Genomic DNA, 21647 nt, shown 5'->3' with positions numbered 1-21647 from the left:
CTTCTCACGTAAGGGCGTCGAACTCTTCCGCCTTGGCGCCGGCGAGGAAGGCCCGCCACTCCTGCGGGGTGAAGACGAGCGCGGGGCCGGAGGGGAACCGGGAGTTCCGCAGGGCGATCTCCCCCTTGCCCAGCGCGGCCACTTCGACACACTCTCCCATCCCGACGCTCGCACTGGCCTTCCTCCAGCGGACGCCCTCAATCTCGTCGGCGCGTACACCGTTCTCAACAGTCATCAGAAGTCTCCTTCCTGCTGAGGGTAATCACCCTCGACCGTCGCGCCATGGATTCCCATGCGGGAATCCATGGCATCACATATGCAAGATTAAGATCTTCCCCACCACGAGGCAGCTCCCCGAAAGAGTGTCATGCGATCCCAATATTCGAATCTGCTGCGGCGGGGTCGGGGACCAGCAGCGTGTCAGAGGTAGCCGTGCTTGCAGGCGAAGGCCACCAGGTGCGTGCGGTGTGCCGGCCGCAGCCGGGTCTGCAGGCGCCTGATGATGTTCTTGACGGGGCGTTCGGGATACCCGGGCCGTCCGAGCGGTCTGCGCGGTCAAGCCGTCGGCCAGGCAGCGCAGGATGTCGATCTCCGCTCAGCTCTTTCAGGCACTGCTCGACAGAACCGGGCAGGGCTCGGAACGCGTTGGTGTGGGCGGCGCGCTGCTGCTCCTGCCACTCCATGACCTCTCGGGCCGTCGAGGACGGGGAGAAACCGAGAGTGCTGCGCAACGCGGCCACCGCGGACAGCACGGGAACGACGCCGCTGAATCTCCCGCCCACCCTGATCCGTCACACGGACTCGACGAACAGGCCTCACTCGACGAGACCGCCCGTCTGCACAACGCGGAGATCGACCATTACCTGACCGCGGAGGCACGCCCGGCAGTCTGGGCAGTGCCGGGGCTCACTCGTTTTCTCGCGGCGACTGGGTCCTGGAAACGCCGCGCTACAACGTGCCGCACTACTTCCGCGACCTGCCCGGCGCGCTGGGTGAATACCCGCGTCCACCCGACGAAAATCCGGACGGGGCACCGGATCCAGAACGCTGACAGCGCGCCGGCCGGGGTGCGAAGAACTCGCCGCCGTTTCCCCTTTCCGCCACCGGACGACCCAAAGGAGGCGATCATGGACACACAACGGCCTGCCACCGCGCCCCGCCGCGCCCCTCACACGGCATGCGGGGTGGGCCGAATCCACCGACCGACGCGACGCCGCGTCCTTGGCGGACTGCTACACAGACGACAGTCGCTACGAAGACCTCACCCTCGGCCAGGTCCTCCAAGGGCGCCAGAACCTCGACTCCTTCACCGAAGCCTGGCTCGCGGCGTCCAGCGATCTCCACGTCGAGCTCGGCCGCTGCTTCGTCTCCGGCGACGACGGGGCGATGCCCTCGACCATGACGGGCACTCTCACCGGGCGCAGTTTTGCCGGGCTTTGATCATGCGGTGGCTGCTCAGGCCCCGGAAACCTCATCCTTGCCGCCCTCGCGGGTCGACGCCATCGGGTACTCGTCACACGACCGCCCCTTGGGGCGGGGGTGCTTCTTCTTGCAGACGGCCGCCCGGTTCTTGCCGATCCTGCTTTTGTTCGTCAGCCGGTTCAGGGGCGTGGACAGGCCCGGCTGGCCCTTGATCCTACGCCCGCGGCCGGGGCAGCGGCGGAGGAAGGGCCGACAGACAGCCCTGTCGCGACGAGGGCGCCGGCCAGAGCTACCAGCGGGGCCCTGCGAAGCGTGCTCTTCAACAAGATACTCACGTAACGGCTTTGACCGCTTTAGGTCACTCATTCAGGCGTGCCGGTGCCGGGGGGCGCCGCCGTCACAGGCCCGGCGGTCGTCTTCGCTGATCCGCCCTCCGGCGAGAGGTCATTCGCGTACGGCGCCCGCCGGCGAGGTGCTGCACGGCACCTCACCGCAGACAGGAACGTCCACAGGAACAGCGCGACCAAGGAACTCAAGATCGGCAAGGCGGGAAGCGGACGAAGACCGAGAACCAGCCACACCGATTGGAGCTGGCCAAATCCAATAATTCAACTGCCCGTTCGATCCGATGATGCATAGCCTCGCCGATACCTGAAGCCGCACCAGGCCGCCATCAGGGGTGGCTGGGAATCGCTTCGGAGGGGGAAACAAGCCTTGCAGAACAACCGCAGCATGCACTCCAAGCTCGCGCGCCTCGCCGCTACCGGAGCGGCCGTCGCCGCCGTCACGGCCGGCTCTCTGACCGGATCGGCCAACGCCGCTCCGCAGAACAGCAGCCTCTCCGCCGCCGCAGTGGCAGCGTCGGTGACCCAGCCCGTGGTTGGCAAGTCCGATGCCGTTCAGCAGGCTCTCGCGAATGCACGGGCCAATGGGGACCGTGTCGCCGTCGTGAACAGCCTCGACAGTGCCAGCCCGCAGGCGGCCACGGCGACCACCTCGTGTTCCACGGTGCGCAGCGCGTGGCTGATCAGCCGCTTCCACGCGTGCGCGAACGCCACCGGCACCTTCCGGGTGCTCGACGCGCGTTCCGGCCGGGAGCTGGGAAGGATGACGTACACCGTCCACGGTGAAGTGACCTCCCGTACCGGGTCGAAGGCGTTCGGGTACGGCCTGCGCTTCACCCGGAACAGCGTGTCTGGCGCTGCCGCCGCCGCGGTCATCTCGGGTGGCGCTTCCGCGACGAACGCGACGACGAAGGGAAGCCTCCCGTCGCAGTCGCTCGGGGCGAGCGGGAGGGCCGCCGGGAACTTCACCTTCACGAGCAAGGTCGGCAGCGGGAAGATCCTGGCGAGCGGAGCGACACCTCGCTGGTCCTTCACGGTCCCGGGCGCGACGCCGAGCAGCTCGGCATCGTTCCCGGCCCCCGTGGTGCGCTGCGACAACGCGTTGAAGGGCTATCCGCGGTCGTACGGGTGCGTCTTCCCGCAGGCGAAGAATGTGCTCCAGTATTCGCTTTCCGGCCCCGTGAAGGAGGTCGCGAAGCACATCAAGGACGCGCAGACGTCGGGGCTTCCGGGCGCGTACGGCAGCCGGACGGTCCTCCAGCGACTTTACGACGAATCGAAGATCCGTGCGAACCGGCGCAAGTCGTGCCCGGAATCCCTTCCGCGTCCGGCCGGAAAGTCGTGTGACGAGTACGCGTTCGCCAGCACTTACCAGGGTGGTTCCCTTCTCGGCAAGTACAGCCGCCGCATGGTAAACGCCACGCAAAACACGGACGCCGGGCGGGCGCTGAACACCTTCTACACCGTCAACCGGATCCTGAACAAGGACCCGTTCCAGGTCGCAATCGTCCGCTGACCGACCACACTGAAGCCGGCCCCCGCGTGGATGTGCGGGGGCCGGTACGTATACCACCCCTCCCGCCGACGAATCGGAGACGCCCGGGATGCAGCACGAGATGACGCTCCACGCCGCGTACACCCACTACTGGATCACAGGCAGCGAGCCCGAGCCGGGCGCCAGTCTGAGGGGGGCGGAGCGACAGCGGGAGAACGGGCGAATGCCGGTGCTGGAAGCCAGCGAGGAGCATCCGGGGCTCGTCATCAGGACAGGCGTTCAGCATGGCGACATCCCGGCCGTGGTGCAGATCTACGAAAGCGAGCCGGAGCTGATTGCGGAGGGCTGGGACGAGATCGCAGAAGCGGACCTCCAGGCAGAGTCGTACATCCAGCTGAGCAACGCAGACGGACAGGTGCAGGAGATCGACCTGCCGGGGCCGGGGTACGGCGATGAGCACAACTGGCGGGTAAGGCTGTCAGTGAAGGGGGCTGACGACTCGCTGACCGTGGCGTACGGGGAGGACGGGCACGACCTGACTGAGCAGCACCACATCGACATGTGGCCGGCGCCGGTCAGCGGGCCGCGCTGGCTCAAAGAGGATGCTCGGAGCTTCCGCAAGCCGCAGTAATACGTGGCCATCCGTCATCGGGTCTTCCGCTGGCGCTGTGGACCGCGGCGCTCTGCCCTGGTGTCACGCCCAGCGCAGGGCACGGATCGAAGAGGGGAAGGACTCGTCCGGTCTGTCCAGAAGGACCTTCCCCTTTCGTGGCCGGGCCTGGCGCCGTAGGCGCCGTGGCGGACGGGCCAGGTGGCCCCGGACCCGAGCTGGGACCACCGAGAGGGCCGATGTCCGGGGAGGGCCCGGTGAGGAAGGGGCGACATCCGGAAGGAGGCCCGGCATGCATCAGGCCGTCAACGCATGCTGCGACGGTCAGGGGACCCGCTCACGGGTCCCCTGATGCCGGTTCAGTACTGCTTCAAGTGCCCTGGCCTCTCGAAGTAGAAGCCCCTGGGGCCCTCGCGAGCCTCATCAGGGAGGGGCTGTTCGGATCCGCTGTCGATCAGCGCGCTGCCGTCGAGGATGCGCTTGCCGTCGAACCGGCGGCCGGTGGAGCCGAACAGATGGACACCGCGACCCAGTTTCATCAGCCCGATCACGACCTGGGTCGCCGAGACCGGCCTCCCGTCACGCAGAAGTGGGATGGCGAGGAGAAGGGACCGCTTCTCCCGAGCCGCCGGCCCGGTCCACAGGGCGACGGTCACTCGGGCCTCCGCCAGGTCCGGAATGCAGCCGCGCACGTAGTACGGCGTCGCGATCGGGGTGACGGTGTAGTGCCACAATGCCTCGGCGACGGCCCGCTGTGCGGCCGTCAGTTGACTCCCAGCTCTCCTGCCGCCCAGCGGACGGGCGTCACGGCATGACGACATCGCTGCATGTGGGATCCGTACGGGGCGGATTCTGGTGCGCGATGGCGTCCTGCCACCGCGTTCGCGCGGCCTGGAGCTGCGTCGTGCCGTCGGCGCTGGTGGCGAAGAACGCCCCGCGGCCGAGCGTCGTCGCCCCGGTGTCGGTCGTCCAGTTGTACACACCGATGACGTATCGGTGGCCGCCGGGCACGAGCGACTGCTGTTCGTACCGCGCGCCGCCGGAGTCGTGCTCGACGATCTGGTCGATGGGAATGCTCGCGGGCAGGTGGCCCTTCAGCACCTCTTCGACCTTCACGTTCAGGGTCGCCTGTTGCTCGCCCTCGGCCGTACGGCGGGTCTCCGACCTTTTCCCGGTCGTCACCACGGCGATGTGGTCGACGAGCCCCGCCCGGTCCCGATCAGTGTCCATGATCGGTACGCATGACGCGCTGACCTCAACGTCGTCCTGGAGCACGGCGACGGCAGCCGCCGCCGAGCCGGCCAGCACGACGACCCCGGCGAGCGACAGCAGCACGATCCGCTTCATCGTCCCCACACCTTCTGGTAGTTGGCCCGGTCGACGGCGGTTGGGACGTCCCGGGGGCTCGCCGCCGTCCGCATGACCGAGTTGCTGGTGTCCGGCTTGTGGCAGAGTCCCAGGGCGTGCCCGAGTTCGTGCACCATGATGTTCCGTCGGAACCGCGGCTCATCCTTGTAGACAGTGTCGAGCCAATGCCGATTTACATAGATGTAATCGGTCTGGGCGATCCCGCCGTGCCGCTCAAAGTAGCCAGCCGTCCGCGACCGCCGGTCTGTGTAGTCGCGGAATTCCAGGTCATTGACCGTGGTCGCGGTGTCCGGCGCGATGCGGATCTTCTTCAGCTTGCCCCACTGGGTGATCGCGTGCGTGCGCAGGCCGTCGTACCGGCTGGCCTCGGTCCAGCGGATCTCGCCATCGTCCACGGCCGAGTGGCCCCGTCCCTCGGACTCGCCCCGGACACACGGCGCGGCCTTGACCGCCGGCACCGCAGCGGCGGCGTACGGCGCGTTCGCCGTAGCGAGCGCGAGGAGCGCGGCAGCGGCAACCGGCGCTGCAACCCGCGAGAGCACGACGACCTCCAGGAGCACGAGCAGGAGAGACGACCGTACCGGCACGGCGCCGGGCGCGAACCTGGTTGCCGGGCCGGTTCACCTGAACGAGTAGTCCGGACCGGGGCCCGGGCGAAGAGGTTCCGCCGAGGCCCCCGGTCTCACCGGGCCGAAGTCCGGATGTAGATCAGGTGGTCGGGCGGATCATCACCGTGAGGCGTGGGGATACCGGTGACGGCTGGCTGTGCCCGATGCCCGTGTACCCCCAGGAGCAGTAGAGGGCGTGGACCCGGCCTTCGCCAGCCGCCTCGTTGACCATCAGTGTCACGTGCGGCTCGTCTCGGGATGCGAGGAAGGCATCGTGGATTCGGCGTGCCACTCCTGTGCCGCGCCACGCGGTGCGCACCCCGATCTCCTTGAGGGCCGCTGCGGGAACGGCCGTGTACGCCTCACTGGGCGCGGGGGTCATGCGCTGCCAGTAGCGATCCCCGTCCTCGATCCGGTTGCCGTAGGCGTACCCCACCGGTGCCTCGCCGTCGTAGGCGAGGATGGCCAAGAAGCCGGGCTCGGCGCTGTGCCGGTCCAGCCGTTCGCCGAAGGCGTTCACCGAGTAGTTCGCGGTGTGGAGCAGAGGGGCGCGAGCCTCGGCGTAAACGTCGAGTACGTGGCCACGGACGGTGCTCAGGTCGGTGAAGGCGCGGAGTTCTATGGCGGGTGCCGTGGTCATGCGTGTTCCCTCCAAGTGGCGGTGTACTCGGTCCAGGTGCGCGCGCTGGCGCTGCCGGGTGCCGTGGCACGCAGTGCGGCGCCGAACTCTTGCAGCATGCGGGATACCCGGGGGTGTTGGGTAGCTGCCGCCGCGTCGACCCGCATGGCGGTGTCGGTGGCTGTTTCGACGTTGCCCTGCGCAAGTTGCGCCTGTGCCAGGCGGCTCGTGGTGATGGCGAGAGAGCGCTTCATGTGTGGTCGGAGTGAGGCCAGGCACTGGTGAGCGTGGTACTCAGCGGCCGGCCATTGCCCGGCCGACAAGTTGGCACTCAGGGCGAGGGAGTGGAGTTCGGCGTCGTCCCAGAAGGCCCGCAGCCATAGCGGGCGGAATGCGTCAGGGTCGGCCCTGTCCATCGCCTTCTGGGCCTGGTCAAAGGTGTACGGCAAGGCGCGTACCTCGTGGGAGACACCAGAAATGGCCATCTGCCGGGCGAGGCCGAGCGCGGCGAAGGCGGGGTCGCGGCGGGTGATGCTCAGTTCGCGGGCAACGTCGTTGGCGGCTCGGGCATCGGCGGGGCGGCCCATGTGCCGGTAGCAACTGCCGGCGTGGGACCAGATGCGGAACTTGATGGTCTGGTCGCCGGAGAGTTCGGCCAGGACCTGCGCTTCCCGCATGTGTTCGAGAGCGTCGCTGAAGCGGCGGCCGTCGATGGCTGCCCACATGGCCGACGAGCGGAACGCGGCAGCGGTGGCGTACAGGGTCTTGCGTACGCGCTGGGTGGCGGAGCCGGAGTTTTGGAGGTTGATGGCCGTCCCGGCGAGGGCCACGGCCCGCTGCTCGATGATGCGCTTCCCGCCATGTGCATGGTCGCTTGCGATCACGGCGGCGAACTGCTTTTGCAGTCGCTCGACGTCGCTCATCCCGATCCTGCGTGTCGAGGCGGTTCCTGGGGCTGCTGCGGCAACGACGGCGGTGACGGCGCCAGTGACCAGAGTGCGGCGATGCATGGGGTCCTCCTGCGGTACGGCCGCCGGTGAAGTTCGGCGCCGTGGAACGAACCCTAAGTCGGCGGGTGTCATCCCCGAGAGCGCGGTGAGGACTTCCCGGGTGGCCGCATCGGGCCATCGGGTGTGGCCCGAGCGCCACCTTCGGACGCGTCGGCCGTCGTAGGTACCCGGTCTCCCGGTGAGCTTCTCCAGCTCCGAATTCACGTCCTTGGCCAGGGAGTTAGAGCTGTAGCCCTGTTCCTTCATCCATGCCACGAGAGCTTCATTGCGCACGGCTTCCACCTGTGCAAGGTAGCCAACGGATTCACGACGGAAGGTAAAGACGGAGTCAAAAGGGCCTAGGGGGTGCAACAAGATTCTCCTCTTGAGGGCCTAACCGGCTTGCCCGCAAGAGGAGTTGTCTGGGCAGTGGCGCCGGACAGCGGCACCCGTACGGAGGAACGCTCAGCCCCCTCGTTTGGGCTGGGCCACGCCGGAGGGAGCAACCTCGTGACGATGACAACGCATCTCGCGGACCAGGGGCGTGTCACTGCACCGGAGATGGCGCCGGCTTTGGCCCCGGTCCGGAGCATGGGCGGGTTCGAGGTCGCCTTCGCGCCGGACACCCGGCTCATCGGCGACGCTCGGCAGACGACCACGGAATTCCTGCGGCAGCGGGGCTTCCCCGATGGGGTAGTAGACGCGGCCGAGTTGATCGTGTCCGAACTGGTGACGAACGCGATCGTCCACGGCTGCCCCGACGGCACGGGCACCGTGACCTTGCACGTCGGGCTGGTCGAGCACGGCGCGGTGGGAATCCGCGTCCGCGACCAGAACCCCGAGCCGGCCCGGCTCACCGCAGCGTCCGAAGACGCTCTCGGCGGCCGCGGTCTGCACCTCGTGGACGCGCTGTCGGACACCTGGCACGTCAGCCCCGACGGTCGCAGCACCGTGGCCACCATCTCCACCCCGGCCGAAATCGAGGTACCGGCATGCTGACTACGACGAGAGGACCGTCCACGATGCCCCCCATCGTGCAGGGCGAGATCGCGCCGGATGCGGAGGTGGCTGCGGTCTTACCGCTCTTCTACCGCCCCGGAGCGGAGCGGGCGGCGCGCATCGCCGCCCGGACGATTCTCGCGTACCTGCACTGGGACGGACCCCAACACATCGCGGTGGGCGCCCTGTGCGCGCTCGTCCACAACGCGCTGACGCACGGGGAGCCCAAGAGCGGCGCCCCTGTCAAACTGCGGCGGATGAACGTCCTCCTCCGGATCGGCGACGAGCGCGAGCTGGTCATCGACGTCCCGGACTTCAACCCCGACTTTCCCGATTTCGACGCGGCCGTACGCGGAGAGCGCGGGGGCGGGCTGCGAGATGTGCGGGCGTACGGCGGCGAGGTCACCTGGCTCCCGGCTCCCGCCGGCGAGGTCGGGAAGATCGTGCGCGTCAGCTTGCGGCCGGGGCCGGTGGACCTGTGACGACGACCCTCACACCCGCGAGGACGTGGGACGCCACCGGGGTGATGTCGACGGCGGACGCCGTCGCAGGAACCCGCCAGCCGGCCGCCGACATGCGGGACCTCGCCGATCGCGTCCGAACCCTCCTCGGCGTGCAGGCCGGCGAGCCGACCCGTGTCGGTCTGGGTGGTGGTCTGTGCGACGTCGTGATCACCAGCTCCAGCCCGCGGGCCCACGACGCGGTCGCCCTGATGGACAGCATCCAAGGCGGCTGCGGCCCCGTGATCGACCACGGAGGCTTCCTCTACTGGCTCGTTCCGCCCGGATCCGCCGCCCGGTGGGCACCGCACGAGCACGCCCTGTGCCTCGGCGCGCCCCACACGATCACGCTGCCGCCGCCCGGCCGTACGGCCCCGCCGGGCCCGTACTGGCTGCGGCAGCACCGCCATGACCGGCTCGTCCCGGCCGACCCACTGTGGGGGATCCTGGCGCGGCTCCAGCCCGAGCCGAGCCCCCACACCGTGCTCGCCGACCGCTTCGGCGGCGTCCCCTGATCCCCCGTGCCGGGCGGCGGTCCCGTACCTGTCCCGCTGCCCGGCACGGGCCCAAGCCCCCTTGGTACCGGCCTCATTCCGGCGCCAAGGGACCCTTTCGGCCGGTCGGCCAGGTCTCCGTGACAGGGGCGCCCGGCCGGGGGACACGAGCCGGCCCCCGGTGTGGGACGCCGCACAGCCCCTCCACCGGCTGCGCGGGGAACCCGCGCCGGGGCCACCCCTTCCGCACTCCGCCCCCGGCCTGCTGCCGGGCCTCCCCGCCACAGGGCGTAGGCACGGGGGCGGTTCCAGACCGCTCTCCCCCGCTACGCCCTGTGCCTCAGGCGCGGCGGGGAGAGCATCCCGGGGCCCCTTGTCCTACCGAGGGGTGCCGCCGCCGACGACCGGAGACGCGGCGCCCCGGGTACTGCCGCGCGGTGGCTCCGGGCAGCAGCACCCGGTCTCTCCCGGTCACCCTCCACCGGGTGCTCGGCGATTTCGCCCCGTACCCGAGCGCCCGGTGGAGGACCCGCCCATCCAGCGAGAGGACGCGTACGTCGTGTACAGGACCGCCGCCGTCGTGCTCGTCGTCTTCTGCCTGCTGCCCGTGGCCGGCACGCGACTGTCCGCCCGCTCCCGCAAGCACCCTTGGAACGGAACATCCATGAACGACACCCCCCGCCTGCCCGTCCAGAGCAAGGCCCCGGTGCCCGACCGACTGAAGCCCTCCCTCCGCGACTTGGAGAAGGCCCTGCGTCACGCGCCGGGCGAGCAGTCCCTCACCGTGGTCCCCGCCGACTCCGGATGCCTGGTACGGGTGCTCTCCACCAGGGGCCCGGTCGTCGCCGTGCCCGAGGTCGAGGTCGATCAGCTCGATGCCGAAGAGCGTGTTCGCGCCGTCCTGCACGCGGCGGGGATCCCCGCGATCACCAGCCGTACCGACCACGGCCCGTTCCCCAACGCCGCGGTCGAGACCCTCCTGGAGGGCGCGACCCCCGAAGCCGTCGACGCGCTCGCCACCCTGCTCATCAGCCAGCAGCCGCCCGGCCTGACCGCCGCCCTCGCACTGACCGCCGCCCTCGAAAAGCACTCCCTGGGCCGTCCCGACGAGATCACGGCCAGCACCCACCACATCGCCAGACTCCAGCTCTCCTCCGACGACGTCGACAACCTCCAGCAGACGCTCGGCTGGAGAGCGCCGCTGCCGCACGACACGGCCGGGTTGCACGAGTACGAGCGCACGCTCGCGAACCTCCTGGAGGCGCAGCTCGGCGGGCATGTCGTGGTCGAGTTCTTCCCGGCCCGCCGCGCCATCTGCTCCTGCAACGAGTGCACGCAGGGCTGGTACGCCTTCGGTCTCCTCACCGTCGGTCAGGTGACCCGGTTCGTCGAGCTGCTGGAGGGAATGGCGGTTAGCACCGCCTGACACCCCCGGTTCCGAACCGCGTGCCGGGCGCGGGCCGATACGACGCCCGCCCGGCACACCCAGACCGCTCTCCCCGCGCCGCTCTCCTCCGGCACGGCGGGGAGAGCCCCCAAGGGGGCCCCTCGCCTGTCGAGGGGTGACGCCGCCGACGGCCGCAGATGCGGCGTCCCGGCCGCTGCCGCCCGGTACCCCCACAGTCCGGGCCCGCGACCGGCCCCTTGCTGGCCAATTCCCGCCACCGGGTGCTCGGTGACCCCACCCCGCGCCCGAGCACCCGGTGGCGGGCCCCCTCCTGCGCCGGGGCGCCGCGACGCGGCCGACCCGACCCGGCACCCCCGTCTCCCCCGTGCGGCATCCGCATGCCCCGCGGCCATCCGACTCCTGGAGCACCACCGTGACAACGGCGCCCGAGACCGCCACGGTTCCACCCGCCTTACCCGCCGACCGTCGACGCTCCCGCACCGCGCTGCTGACCGGCGAGGGCCTCAACTACGCGGGGTCCGCGGTCCACGCCGTGGCCCTGCCCGCCCTCGCCGTGCTCCACCTCCACGCCACCCCCGGCCAGGTCGCGTGGCTCGCGGCCGCCGCTGAATTCCCGGCGCTGATCGTCACCCTGCCCGCCGGCGCGATCGTGGACCGCTACGGACTGCGGACCGTCCTGATCTGCACCGACATCGCGGCGGCGGCCGTGGTCGCCGCGATCCCCACCGCGGCCTGCCTCGACGCGCTGACGATGCCCCTCCTCTACGCCATCGCCCTGACCCTGGGCGTCCTGACGCCCCTGCACGTGGCCGCGGCGATGGCCGCCGTGCCGGTGCTCGCCGACCCCGGTCGCGGGCACCAGGCAAATTCGGCCTACGCCTCGGTGCTCACCGTCGCCAGCAGCGCCGGGGCGGCGCTGGGGACCGTGCTCGTCGCCGCAGCCGGACCCGCCCGCGCGCTCCTCGCCGACGCCCTGTCGTATCTCGGCGCCGCATGGTGCGCCACGCGCATCCGCACCCAGCCCGTGGCCGCCACGGAGCGGGCAAGGCAGGAGCCGATGCTCGACGGGATCCGGCAGAGCTTCACCTACGTCGTCCGCGACCCTCTTCTCCGGCCGCTGGTCGTGGCCCTGACCGCGGTCGGTATCGGCGGCGGGCTGATCACCACCCTCTTGTCGTACCACCTCCTGCACACCGTGGCTGTCGGCACGACCGGCCTCGGGGTGATCATGGCCGCGGGCAGTCTCGGCGGCCTCATCGGATCCAGCCTCGCCCCCCGCCTTGCCGGCCGCTACGGGCCCGGCACCGTCCTCGCCGTCGCGTTCACCCTCTACTCGCTCATGCAGGCCGCCGCGCTCTTCGCCCGCCCGGGGCCCGTCTGGCTCGTCGTGCTCGCCGCCTCCGCCTGCATGCAGTGCGCCGCCGCCACCAGTTTCGGCACCACTCAGCGCTCCATGCAGCACCAGACCATCCCGCCCCACCTCCAAGTCCGTGTGCAGCAGGTCTCCCTGTGGGTGGTCAACAGCTCTCAGCCGATCGCGGCCCTGGCCGCCGGCGCGATCGCCACCCTCACCGGCGTCCGCACCGTCATGGCCACCGGCGTCCTCGTCCTGCTGCTGGCCTCGGGGATGGTGTGGCGCTCGCCCCTGCGCCGCCTGAAAACCCTCCCCGAGCCCCGAATCCCGCACCCGCGCCCGGCCGATCACCGCTCCGGGCAGACGTCTCCGGCGCGCCCGGTGCCGGCCATGCCCGAGGGGGTGCGCGGCGGTGCCCGCTGACACGACCATGCCGACGCCGCGATCTTCCCGCGCCCCGGCGGGCCGTCCCCGATGACTTCCGCCCCCTGGCGAGACCGAAGGACAGCCCGCCAGGGGGCGGGACAAGCCCACGGGGGAAGGCGACCAACTTCCGCACCGATGCGGACCCCAAGTTGGCTCACGTCTGGGATGTGCGCTCGGACCCTTCCCCCGTGCCCTCACCGATCCCGAGCTAGGAGAAGCGCGTGAAGTGCCAGCGCTGCGACGGAGCGCCCGCGCCGTCCTGAGTGCTCTCGGACCGGCCGATCACACCAGTTTTCCCCGCCCACCCCGGGCCGGGCCGCCCAAGAGAGGAACGCCATGCACGAACTCATCACCCCCCACGACGCCGATCTGGACCCCCAGCTGGTCCCCGACGAGGAGCGCGAGGACACGCCCTACGACGAGGCGATGCCCCACGACGAGATCTCGTCGGGTAGCTGATCAACGGTGCGGCGCCAGCCTGCTGCCGGCACCGCACCGTGACCCGATCAGAGTGGCCAGCCCCACCCCGCGCCTCCCCGCGCACCCACAATCCGCCCTCCGCACGGCTGCCCTCGACGGCGCCGTCCGGAGGGCTTCCACCCCATTCGACGGGCCCGCGAGCCCGTCCTCGCAGAGAGGGACGCCGTGACGCCGTCGGGCGCCGCCACCAACCGGTCGATCTCGTCGAGGAAGCCCGGCATGCCCTCTGACCGAACCCGGTCGACAGTGCCGAGCCACTCCCGACCCGAAATCCACCTCGCCGAGATGCTGCTCACCACGCTTCGCGAGGAGCTGCGTTCCGGCGTCTGGCCGGGGGGAGTCCTCCGAACCTACAAGGGCATCTCTCAGAAATTCGGCGCCCCCGATGTCGTGGTTCGGGCCGTCGTTCGCGTTCTGCGCGACGAGGGCCTGGTCACGATCCACGCTTTCTCGGGCGTACGGGCCGCACACCGCGGCGCCCTGCCGACGCACGGACCCTTCACCGTCACCGACCTCATCGCCTCGACGATCCGTAAGCGCATCGGCGACCACGAGTACCCGCCTGGAACGCCCCTTCCGCAGCGGACCGCCCTCGCGGAAGAGTTCGACACGACGGTCCAAGCCCTCCAGGTCCCGATCCTCCAGCTGACCCTGGAGGGCCTGGTCCGCCCCCACCTGCCGCATGAGGTGCCTGGGACCTACACCGTCGATCACAGGCAGGCAGACCGCGAAGCCCGGCTTCTCGCCGACCTTGAGGCCGCTATGCGTCTCGGGTGTTGGACGCGCGGCGAGTTTCCCGACGCCGTCGAACGTGCGCTGCACGTCCTCATCGGCTCCCTCTCGCCTCAGCCCCTCGCCCCTCCACCACCCCGGTAAGACCGCTTCTTCGACAGGGAGAGCACAGTGAACGAATACCGACTCCTCACCTGGAACATCATGCGCGGGGAGAACCTGCGCCGCGTCGCCAAGAAAGTCAACGAAATCTGCCCGGACATCTGGCTCGCGCAGGAAATCCAGCCCAAGCACCGCCGGCATCTCGAACAGAAGACCGGCATGCGCTGCTACCCGGCCCCGCGCACCCCGAACAGCCCCAACGACAACGCGATCTTCGTACGCGAGCAGGAGCACAGCCCGCTCGTCGTGAAGGACGTCTTCGAGCACCCCCTCAACGGCTGGCACCCGCCGGCGAACCTCACCCTCGTCCCCGCGCCTTTCGTCGCGGATTCCGGCGCTCGCTCCCTGAGCATCGTCAGCCACCACCTCTGCTACTTCTCGGCGGACCGGCGGCTCGACGAGACCGAGTGGCTGACCACCTTGGCCAAGCCCCGGTGGCTGGCGTTCATGGGCGGGGACTTCAACAGCTATCCCCCCGCCAACGAGGCCCCGACCGAGGAGACGTGGAGGGAGCTGCTGGCGAGGGAGGACGCCGACCTCGCCTTCTACACCAACCGCACCCTCATCAGCGGCGACCGTCGTATCAGCGACGTACGCCCGCACAGCACTCTCACCTCCGCCGGATTCGTCGACGTGGCTCTGTGGGCACGAGACCGCCTGGGACAGCCCTACGCCGCCGAGCCGACGGCCGGCCACATGAACCCTGTGCGGCAGGGCGGCCACTGGCGGATCGACTGGAACTTCGCCAGCCGAGAACTCGCACCGGCCATCATCGAGGTCACCGTCGGAGAGGAGGCCAAGCACATCTCGGACCACCTCCCGATCGTGACCACCCTCGACCTGGATGCCGTCCTGGACCTCATGCGCCCCGCCCCCAGCACGCTCACCGGCACCCAGGCGTAACAGGCAGCCGAAGACCAACGCCCGGCGCGGCAGTGCTCGTCTCCCCGAGACTGCCGAGCCGGGTGGCCCTACCCTGAGACTGACGAATGCAACGAACCAACGTGGCGCTGCGGGCCCAGGACCCCATCTCGCAGGCCGGAGTGACGAGTCAGCTGCGGGCCCGCCCGGAGATCGCGGTCACCGAATGGAGCGAGACGGCCGATCCGGCGCCCGAGGTCGTCGTCCTCGTCGTGGACACGGTCGACGAGGAGGTGCTGCGGCTGCTGCGGCACATCCGGCGGACCAGCTCGACGAGAGCCGTCCTGGTGACCACCGACATCGACGAGCAGCGGCTGGTGAGCGCGGCCGAGTGCGGGGTGGCCGGGGTGATCCGGCGCGCGGAGGCGACGCCGGAGCATCTGGTGCAGGTGATCCGCACGGTCGCGAAGGGCGCCGGGCATCTGCCCTCCGACCTGGTGGGACGGCTCCTGGAGGAGGTCGGGCGGCTCCAGGGCCAGGTCCTCGGACCGCGCGGGCTGCACTTCACCGGTCTCGCGGCGCGCGAGGTGGACGTGCTGCGGCTGGTGGCGGAGGGCTACGACACGGCGGACATCGCGGCGAAGCTGTCGTACTCGGAGCGCACGATCAAGAACGTGCTGCACGCGGTCATCACCCGGCTGCAGTTACGCAATCGCTCGCACGCGGTGGCGTACGCGATGCGGCAAGGGCTCATCTGACGAGGTGAGATCCGGTCTCGTACGTGGTCGTGCGTCAACAGCATCCTGTGACCCACCGGGTCTGCCAGCGGCTTCGGCCCCGTGAGTCACAGGATGCTGCGATGGCCTCGTATCAGCGGGGAAGGGGGATGCCGAGCGTGTTCAGCCGGGTGGCGAAGTCGGTCGCCCCGGTGAACAAATGCGCGTTGAGGCCGACGTGTCGGGCGGCGTGGACGAAGGTCGGTTCGTCGTCGAAGTAGGCGAGGCGTTCGGGGGCGTGGCCCATGCGCTCGGCGGCGCGGTGGAAGGCGTGCGGGGAGGGCTTGTCGACGCCGAGGGCGGCCGAGGGGAAGACGTGGTCGAACTCGATGCCGTGGTGCCGGAGGTCGGAGTGCAGGGCGTCGGTGCAGTTGGACAGGACGCCGACGGGCAGGTGCTGGCGGACTCGGGCGAGCAGGCCGATCATCTCGGTGTCGGCTTCGCCGCGGTCGGTGCGCCAGGGGGTGAGGGCGTCGCGGACGCGCGATCCGAAGTCGGCGACGAGCCGATTGGTGACGTCGTCGGCCCACTCCTGGTCGGTGAGGACGCCGACGCGGGCGAGGCGGTAGGTGGGGTGATCGTAGGCGTAGCGGGCGATGGTGCCCTCGGGCAGGCCGGCGCGGTGCTCGCTTTCGCGGGCGCCGGTGTTGTGCCAGTGCCGGAAGAGGCCGTTCATGTCGACGAGCAGGGCGTCGATGGCGGGCATGGTGCTCCGTAAGTTGTTAGGCGGCCCGGGAGGGCCGGGTGTGGCTTATGGTTCTCTGCCATCAGTGGCTTCGAAGGAGTGGCCGCCCGGCTCTCCGGGGCGCCCTGGCTGCTGATTGAGATGTGCGCGCTGTGTGCGGTCGCTGATTACGGAGATGACAGCGGGGTGTTCCTCGGGCCGACGGCACGCTGTCCGGAGCGAGGAGGGGCGAGTGAGCGAGCGACGGAACCGGGTCTGGGCCGGCATCGACGCAGGCAAGGGACATCACTGGGCCGCGGCGGTCGACGAGACCGGTGCGACGCTGTGGTCGAAGAAGGTCGACAACGACGAGTCGGCGATCCTGACCGCCATGGGCGAGATCCTCGACCTGGCCGACGAGGTCCACTGGGCGGTGGACATCTCCGGCACGTCCTCCGCACTGCTGCTGGCCCTGCTCGCGGCCCACGGCCAGCGGGCCGTCTACGTGCCCGGACGGACCGTCAACCGCATGTCCGGCGCCTACCGGGGCGAGGCGAAAACCGACGCCCGCGACGCCTACGTCATCGCTGAAACAGCGCGCAACCGCCGGGACTTCGCGACAATCGACGTGCCGGCCCAGCTGGCCGCCGACCTCGCACTGCTGACCGCCCACCGCACCGACCTCGTGGCCGACCGGGTCCGGATGATCAACCGTCTCCGCGACACGCTGACCGGCGTCTTCCCCGCGCTGGAGCGGGCCTTCGACTACAGCTCGCAGAAGGGCGCGCTGGTCCTGCTGACGGGCTACCAGACGCCCGCCGCGATCCGCCGTCGCGGCCGGGCCAGGCTGACGGCCTGGCTGGCCAACCGCAGCGTGCGCGGGGCCGACGCGGTCGCCGCGACCGCCTTGGAGGCGGCCCAGGCCCAGCAGACCGTTCTGCCCGGCGAGGACGTCGCCGCTCAGATCGTGGCCGGCCTGGCGGGGCAGATCCTGGCCTTGGACGACCGGCTGAAGCGGATCGACCAGCAGATCCGTGAGACGTTCCGCAGCCATCCGCAGGCCGAGATCATCGAGTCTCTGCCCGGCATGGGACCGATCCTCGGCGCCGAGTTCGTCGTCGCCGCCGGCGACCTCACGGCCTACGCCGACGCCGGGCATCTCGCCTCGGCGGCCGGGCTGGTGCCCGTCCCGCGCGACTCCGGCCGCCGCACGGGCAACTTCCACCGGCCCAAGCGCTACAGCCGCCGTCTGCGACGGGTGTTCTACATGTCCGCACAGACCAGCATGATGCGCGAGGGGCCGAACCGGGACTTCTACCTCAAGAAGCGCGGTGAGGGATGCAAGCACGTCCAAGCCGTCATCGCCCTGGCCCGGCGGCGGGCCAGCGTCCTGTGGGCTCTCCTGCGCGACAACCGCGTCTTCACCCCCGAGCTGCCGGTCGCGCAAGCGGCTTGACCTCATCATTGAGACTCCTTCTGGTCAGTTCGATGTGGCGGTGTCGTAGATGTCGAGGTAGTGGTCGGTGGTGCGGGCCCAGTCGTAGGTGGCCAGGACGTGTTCGCGGCTGTTCTCGGCGCGGCGGCGGTGTTCGGCGGTGTCCTGGATCGCGGTGGTGAGGGTGGACGCGAGGTCGGCGGGGTCGTCGGGGGCGACGAGCCAGCCGGTGGCGTGGGCGCCAGTTCCGGTGATGGTGCGGGCGGGGCCGCCGGTGGCGGTGGCGATGGGCGGGGTGCCGCAGGCCATCGCTTCGAGGTAGACCATGCCGAACGGCTCGTTGACGGCCGGGGCGACCATGAGGTCGGCGCAGTTCAGTCCGGTGGGCAGTTCTTCGTGGCCGCGCCAGCCGATGAAGAACACGTCCTGCTGGATGCCGAGTTTGGTCGCGAGGTCGGCGGGGTGGTCGCCCTCGTACTCGCCGGGGTAGCCGCCCCACATCAGCAGGACGGGTGCCGGGTCGAGGCGCGTACGGGCGGCGGCGAAGGCGTGCAGGAGTACGGGGACGCGTTTGAAGTCGAGGAAGCGGCCGACCCACAGCAGCAGGGGCCGAAGGCGGCCGTGGCGGTCGTGGAGGCGTTCGAGGTCGTGTTCGGTGTAGCGGATGGTGCCGGGGCCCTGGCCGGGGGCCCAGCCGCGGGGGTCGGTGACGAGCCATCGGCGCAGGTGGTCCAGGCGCTGCGCCTCGTCGAGCTGCTGGGGCTGGAAGGCGTGGGTGTCGACGCCGTTGGGGATGACGGGCGGTGCGTCGTCGAGGTGGAGCAGGCGGACGGCGAGGTCCCGGTCGTGGTCGGAGACGGTGACCAGGTGCCCGGCGTGGACGGCGGCCTGCTTGAGGCGGGCGAGCCAGTAGGCCGAGTGGAGCCACTTCTGCCAGGCAGTGCCCGCGAGCAGGCGGGTTTCGGCGTCGTCGAGACCGGCGGTCTTGGCCAGGCGCCGGATCTCGGTGGCGCGGTGGGGGTTGTCGCTGTGGAGAACGCGGGCCAGGGCGGCCATGGAGACGTTGACGCGCTGGGCGAGGCGGGCGCGCCGGTGCATGGCGTCGATGAGTTTGAGTTCGGTGCCGTGCAGGGTGGTGACGCGCGGGACGCCCGGGTAGGCGGCGCGGGCGCTGGTCTGCAAGTAGCTGAGGTGGTGCAGGTGCAGCAGGCCGGTGCCGGCGCTGCGGTGGTCCAGCAGATGCTGGGTCCAGGCTCGGGTGCGGTGGTCGGCGCCGCCCGGGGAGACGGCGGGGAACAGCGGGTCGGGGCAGTGTCCGCGGTCCTCGTAGGAGGGGTGGAACGGCAGGTTGACACGCCGGGGGTTCATTCCGGCGGTGAACGCGGCCATCGCTTCGTTGTAGTCGTAGGGGCGCAGGTCGAGGCCCTGGTAGAAGGTGGGGCCGTGGGAGGGGTCTCCGGGCTTGCCGAGGGAACCGGCGTGCAGGCGGGTGGTGTGGCCGCGGCGGTCCAGTTCGCGGTGGAGGTAACGGATGACCTGGGCGCTGCCGCCGCGGGGCCAGAAGAGGACGGCGGTGTCCATGGTGTGTCGCATGAGGGTCCTCGTGGAGTCGATCGAGGTGGTGTGAAGGCTACGGGCGGGTGTCGACGATCAGCGGCTGGGCGCCGGAGAGCCTGCCCGCCCAGTACCGCTCGTCGGGGTCCTCGGGAGCGCGGACGGTGACGTCGAGGACCTGGGCGAGGTTGTGCCGGTCGCACAGCGGGAGCGGGTGGTCGAAGACGACGGTGCGCGTGCCCGGGTTGAGGGCGTAGGGCAGAGAGGGGTGGCCGATGTCGGCGAGGTGACGGTCGATGTCCTGGCGGGTCACCGCGGGCCGGCGGGTGGCGGCGTGGGCGCAGCGCTCGCGCTGGATGGCGGGGCAGCGGTTGCCGGTCACGCAGGTGGGGGTGTTGTGGACGCCGGCGCGGTCGGTACGGCCGAGGACATGGGCCAGGGCGCAGGAGTTGGTCTGGAAGAAGGGGTGACCGGCGTATTCGGCGGGGACGCGCTGCACCCACTCCCAGGCGGACCGGGGCCAGACCGAGTCGGCGGCCCGCGGGTCGAGATGGGGGTCGGCCAGCTCGGGCCACAGGCCGGTGATCTGGTCCAGGGCGGTCGGCTTGACCTTCGTGCCTACCGCGACGGTGCACGCCGCGTACCGGGTGACCAGGCCCATGACCCGTTCGATCGCCTCGGGGGTGCTGTTCTGGGGGAGGAACGGGCGCCAGTAGTGGATCACGGGGATGCCGGCGGCGTGCAGGCGGGGGAAGTTATCCCGGAGCGCGTCGTGGTCGATGCCGGCCTCGATGTCGGGGCCGAGGCCGGAGTAGCTGAGGTAGACCACGATGGGCAGCCCGGCGGCGCGGTTGCGGGTGATGCACGCGACGACGTCGTCGGGGATCGCGCACTTGGTGATCAGACAGATCGGGTTGCGGACCGTGGAGGCGCCCAGGACGTCGAGCAGGTCGGTCAGGTGGGCGCGGGTGACGGGGGTGGCCAGAGCGTCGGTGCAGGTGTAGAGGGCGACGACCAGCTCGGGGTGGTAGTAGCGGTGCGTGAGGAGCTGGGCCACCGTCTCTTCGGGGGTGGCGAGCACCTCCGGCCGGGCGCGGGTCAGGCCCAGGTCTTCCAGGTAGCAGTAGCGGCAGCCTTTCGGGCAGCCCTGCACCGGATTGGCGACCAGCCAGGTGTCGTGCTGGTCGATGACCTCTTCGTATTGCGGTGCTCGTCCCATGGGGGTGCTCCTTGAGGGGTGGGCCGCGCCTGACCGGCGGCCCACCCTTCTAGGGGCGGACGGTCAGGACGCGGCGGTGGCGCCCTCCCCGGCGTCAGCGTCGTCGAGTTCCTTGACGAGGCCGCGCAGGGCCGGGCCGTACTCGGGGTGTGCGAGGGCGGAGGCCATCTGCGCGACGAGGTAGCCGACCGGGTTGCCGGTGTCGTACCAGCGGCCCTGGATGACCTGCCCGTACACCGCCCTGGTGGAGGCGTATTCGTTGATGGCGTCGGTCAGGTAGATCTCGCCGGTCCGGTGCTCCTGCCAGCGGCGGGTCTGCTCGCGCAGTTCGTCGATGATGCCGGGGGTGATGACGTAGCCGCCGATGGCCGCGTACGAGGACGGAGCGTCTTCCGGCTTGGGCTTCTCGACCAGACCGGTCAGCCGCAGCAGCCCGCCGTCGAGGTCTTCCTTGACGACCGGGACGCCGTAGCGCTGCGACTCGCTGCGGTCCATGGGCATCAAGGCCAGCACCGGACATGCGGTCTTCTCGTAGGCGCGGATCAGCTGCTGGGCGCGGGGCACCTTCGCGACGAACACGTCGTCGGGCCACAGCACCAGCACCGGCTCGTCCCCGAAGGCGCGGGCGGCATTGAGCACCGGGGTTCCGTTGCCGTACGGACCGTGCTGGTCGAGGTAGGTGATGTGCCCGCGGCGGGCGAGGTCGGCGACCTCTTCCACCGCGTCCGCGTACGCGTCCTTGCCATCGGCACGCAGCTGCTCCACGAGCCCCGGGTTGGGGCGGAAATGGTCCTGGATCAGTCCCTTGCCACCGGAGACGACGATGGTGATGTCGGTGATCCCGGAGTCCACCAGTTCACGCACGGTGTGCTCGATCACCGGCTGGTCGCCGACCGGCAGCATTTCCTTCGGGGTGGCCTTCGTCAGGGGCAGCAGGCGGGAGCCGAGGCCGGCGGCGGGAATCACGGCCCTGCGGATCGTCGGGGACATCGTGTCTCTCTCGGTCGGGGGGGGGGGGGGGGGGGGGGGGGGGGGGGCGGGCCGGCCGGGCCCCCCCCCCCCCCCCCCCCCCCCCAAACCCCCCCCCCCCCCCCCCCGACAACACGAAAGATGGAAGAGCGACGAGCG

General features: G+C 70.4%; 23 protein-coding genes. 13 read left to right on the top strand and 10 right to left on the bottom strand.

The features are described from left to right. Nucleotides 1–4: 4 nt before the first annotated feature. Nucleotides 5–235 (bottom strand): DUF397 domain-containing protein, encoded by a 231-nt coding sequence (locus tag ACGFRB_RS29020; protein ID WP_393247205.1) that lies wholly within the window; start codon nucleotides 233–235, stop codon nucleotides 5–7. Between the two features lie 761 nt (nucleotides 236–996). Between ACGFRB_RS29020 and ACGFRB_RS29015 the strand changes: the two genes are divergently transcribed. The 3 genes from ACGFRB_RS29015 (at nucleotide 997) to ACGFRB_RS29005 (ending at nucleotide 3892) form a co-directional block, all read left to right on the top strand. Continuing rightward, nucleotides 997–1440, top strand: a complete 444-nt coding sequence (locus tag ACGFRB_RS29015; protein WP_393247389.1) for a nuclear transport factor 2 family protein — start codon at nucleotides 997–999, stop codon at nucleotides 1438–1440. Nucleotides 1441–2136: 696 nt separating this feature from the next. Continuing rightward, nucleotides 2137–3282 (top strand): NucA/NucB deoxyribonuclease domain-containing protein, encoded by a 1146-nt coding sequence (locus tag ACGFRB_RS29010; RefSeq protein WP_393247203.1) that lies wholly within the window; start codon nucleotides 2137–2139, stop codon nucleotides 3280–3282. An 88-nt stretch (nucleotides 3283–3370) separates the two neighbouring features. After that, nucleotides 3371–3892 carry a hypothetical protein gene (locus tag ACGFRB_RS29005; protein ID WP_393247201.1) on the top strand — a complete coding sequence of 174 codons (522 nt, stop codon included), beginning with the start codon at nucleotides 3371–3373 and terminating at the stop codon, nucleotides 3890–3892. Between the two features lie 338 nt (nucleotides 3893–4230). Here ACGFRB_RS29005 and ACGFRB_RS29000 read toward each other — a convergent pair whose 3' ends face one another. The 5 genes from ACGFRB_RS29000 to ACGFRB_RS28980 form a co-directional block, all read right to left on the bottom strand. Further along, nucleotides 4231–4692 carry a hypothetical protein gene (locus ACGFRB_RS29000; protein WP_393247199.1) on the bottom strand — a complete coding sequence of 154 codons (462 nt, stop codon included), beginning with the start codon at nucleotides 4690–4692 and terminating at the stop codon, nucleotides 4231–4233. Then, complete coding sequence (locus tag ACGFRB_RS28995) at nucleotides 4676–5218, bottom strand: hypothetical protein (protein ID WP_393247197.1); 543 nt, start codon at nucleotides 5216–5218, stop codon at nucleotides 4676–4678. Before ACGFRB_RS28995 ends, ACGFRB_RS29000 begins: the two co-directional genes overlap by 17 nt. Then, nucleotides 5215–5799, bottom strand: coding sequence for a hypothetical protein (locus tag ACGFRB_RS28990; protein ID WP_393247195.1), 585 nt, complete (start codon nucleotides 5797–5799; stop codon nucleotides 5215–5217). The genes ACGFRB_RS28995 and ACGFRB_RS28990 overlap by 4 nt, the downstream gene beginning before the upstream one ends. Before the next feature lie 148 nt (nucleotides 5800–5947). Next, nucleotides 5948–6487 (bottom strand): GNAT family N-acetyltransferase, encoded by a 540-nt coding sequence (locus tag ACGFRB_RS28985; RefSeq protein ID WP_393247193.1) that lies wholly within the window; start codon nucleotides 6485–6487, stop codon nucleotides 5948–5950. After that, complete coding sequence (locus ACGFRB_RS28980) at nucleotides 6484–7758, bottom strand: XRE family transcriptional regulator (RefSeq protein WP_393247191.1); 1275 nt, start codon at nucleotides 7756–7758, stop codon at nucleotides 6484–6486. Before ACGFRB_RS28980 ends, ACGFRB_RS28985 begins: the two co-directional genes overlap by 4 nt. Before the next feature lie 213 nt (nucleotides 7759–7971). Here ACGFRB_RS28980 and ACGFRB_RS28975 point away from each other — a divergent pair, with 213 nt between their 5' ends. The 9 genes from ACGFRB_RS28975 to ACGFRB_RS28935 all read left to right on the top strand — a co-directional run bounded on the left by ACGFRB_RS28975 (nucleotide 7972) and on the right by ACGFRB_RS28935 (nucleotide 15629). Further along, complete coding sequence (locus ACGFRB_RS28975; RefSeq protein ID WP_393247387.1) at nucleotides 7972–8454, top strand: ATP-binding protein; 483 nt, start codon at nucleotides 7972–7974, stop codon at nucleotides 8452–8454. A 23-nt stretch (nucleotides 8455–8477) separates the two neighbouring features. Beyond that, nucleotides 8478–8936: a hypothetical protein gene (locus ACGFRB_RS28970; protein WP_393247189.1), complete on the top strand. Its 459-nt coding sequence runs from the start codon at nucleotides 8478–8480 to the stop codon at nucleotides 8934–8936. Further along, nucleotides 8933–9469 (top strand): hypothetical protein, encoded by a 537-nt coding sequence (locus ACGFRB_RS28965; RefSeq protein WP_393247187.1) that lies wholly within the window; start codon nucleotides 8933–8935, stop codon nucleotides 9467–9469. The genes ACGFRB_RS28970 and ACGFRB_RS28965 overlap by 4 nt, the downstream gene beginning before the upstream one ends. Before the next feature lie 538 nt (nucleotides 9470–10007). Continuing rightward, on the top strand, nucleotides 10008–10874 hold the full coding sequence (locus tag ACGFRB_RS28960; RefSeq protein WP_393247185.1) for a hypothetical protein: 867 nt from the start codon (nucleotides 10008–10010) through the stop codon (nucleotides 10872–10874). Nucleotides 10875–11268: 394 nt separating this feature from the next. Continuing rightward, entirely contained in the window at nucleotides 11269–12633 is a 1365-nt protein-coding gene (locus ACGFRB_RS28955) for an MFS transporter (protein WP_393247183.1), read from the top strand. 339 nt (nucleotides 12634–12972) lie between these two features. Beyond that, the gene (locus tag ACGFRB_RS28950; protein ID WP_393247181.1) at nucleotides 12973–13095 is read left to right on the top strand and encodes a hypothetical protein; all 123 of its coding nucleotides are present in this window, start codon (nucleotides 12973–12975) and stop codon (nucleotides 13093–13095) included. Nucleotides 13096–13335: 240 nt separating this feature from the next. Continuing rightward, complete coding sequence (locus ACGFRB_RS28945; protein WP_393247179.1) at nucleotides 13336–13992, top strand: hypothetical protein; 657 nt, start codon at nucleotides 13336–13338, stop codon at nucleotides 13990–13992. 27 nt (nucleotides 13993–14019) lie between these two features. Continuing rightward, entirely contained in the window at nucleotides 14020–14913 is an 894-nt protein-coding gene (locus ACGFRB_RS28940) for an endonuclease/exonuclease/phosphatase family protein (RefSeq protein WP_363005017.1), read from the top strand. Nucleotides 14914–14999: 86 nt separating this feature from the next. Next, on the top strand, nucleotides 15000–15629 hold the full coding sequence (locus tag ACGFRB_RS28935; protein WP_393247177.1) for a response regulator transcription factor: 630 nt from the start codon (nucleotides 15000–15002) through the stop codon (nucleotides 15627–15629). 112 nt (nucleotides 15630–15741) lie between these two features. On the opposite strand, the gene ACGFRB_RS28930 is transcribed toward ACGFRB_RS28935, so the two are convergent. Continuing rightward, nucleotides 15742–16353 (bottom strand): HAD-IA family hydrolase, encoded by a 612-nt coding sequence (locus ACGFRB_RS28930; protein WP_393247175.1) that lies wholly within the window; start codon nucleotides 16351–16353, stop codon nucleotides 15742–15744. 211 nt (nucleotides 16354–16564) lie between these two features. On the opposite strand from ACGFRB_RS28930, the gene ACGFRB_RS28925 reads away from it, so the two are divergent. Next, nucleotides 16565–17767: an IS110 family transposase gene (locus ACGFRB_RS28925; protein WP_393247173.1), complete on the top strand. Its 1203-nt coding sequence runs from the start codon at nucleotides 16565–16567 to the stop codon at nucleotides 17765–17767. 24 nt (nucleotides 17768–17791) lie between these two features. On the opposite strand, the gene ACGFRB_RS28920 is transcribed toward ACGFRB_RS28925, so the two are convergent. From ACGFRB_RS28920 to ACGFRB_RS28910, 3 genes are all read right to left on the bottom strand, one after another. Then, complete coding sequence (locus ACGFRB_RS28920; RefSeq protein WP_393247171.1) at nucleotides 17792–19339, bottom strand: glycosyltransferase family 4 protein; 1548 nt, start codon at nucleotides 19337–19339, stop codon at nucleotides 17792–17794. A gap of 37 nt (nucleotides 19340–19376) precedes the next feature. Continuing rightward, nucleotides 19377–20519 (bottom strand): hypothetical protein, encoded by a 1143-nt coding sequence (locus ACGFRB_RS28915; RefSeq protein WP_393247169.1) that lies wholly within the window; start codon nucleotides 20517–20519, stop codon nucleotides 19377–19379. A 63-nt stretch (nucleotides 20520–20582) separates the two neighbouring features. Continuing rightward, nucleotides 20583–21509, bottom strand: a complete 927-nt coding sequence (locus ACGFRB_RS28910; RefSeq protein WP_393247168.1) for a UTP--glucose-1-phosphate uridylyltransferase — start codon at nucleotides 21507–21509, stop codon at nucleotides 20583–20585. Nucleotides 21510–21647: the final 138 nt, after the last annotated feature.

The organism is Streptomyces sp. NPDC048718, assembly GCF_043198875.1.
GTDB lineage: Bacteria > Actinomycetota > Actinomycetes > Streptomycetales > Streptomycetaceae > Streptomyces.
This window is presented reverse-complemented; position numbering and strand designations above follow the sequence as displayed.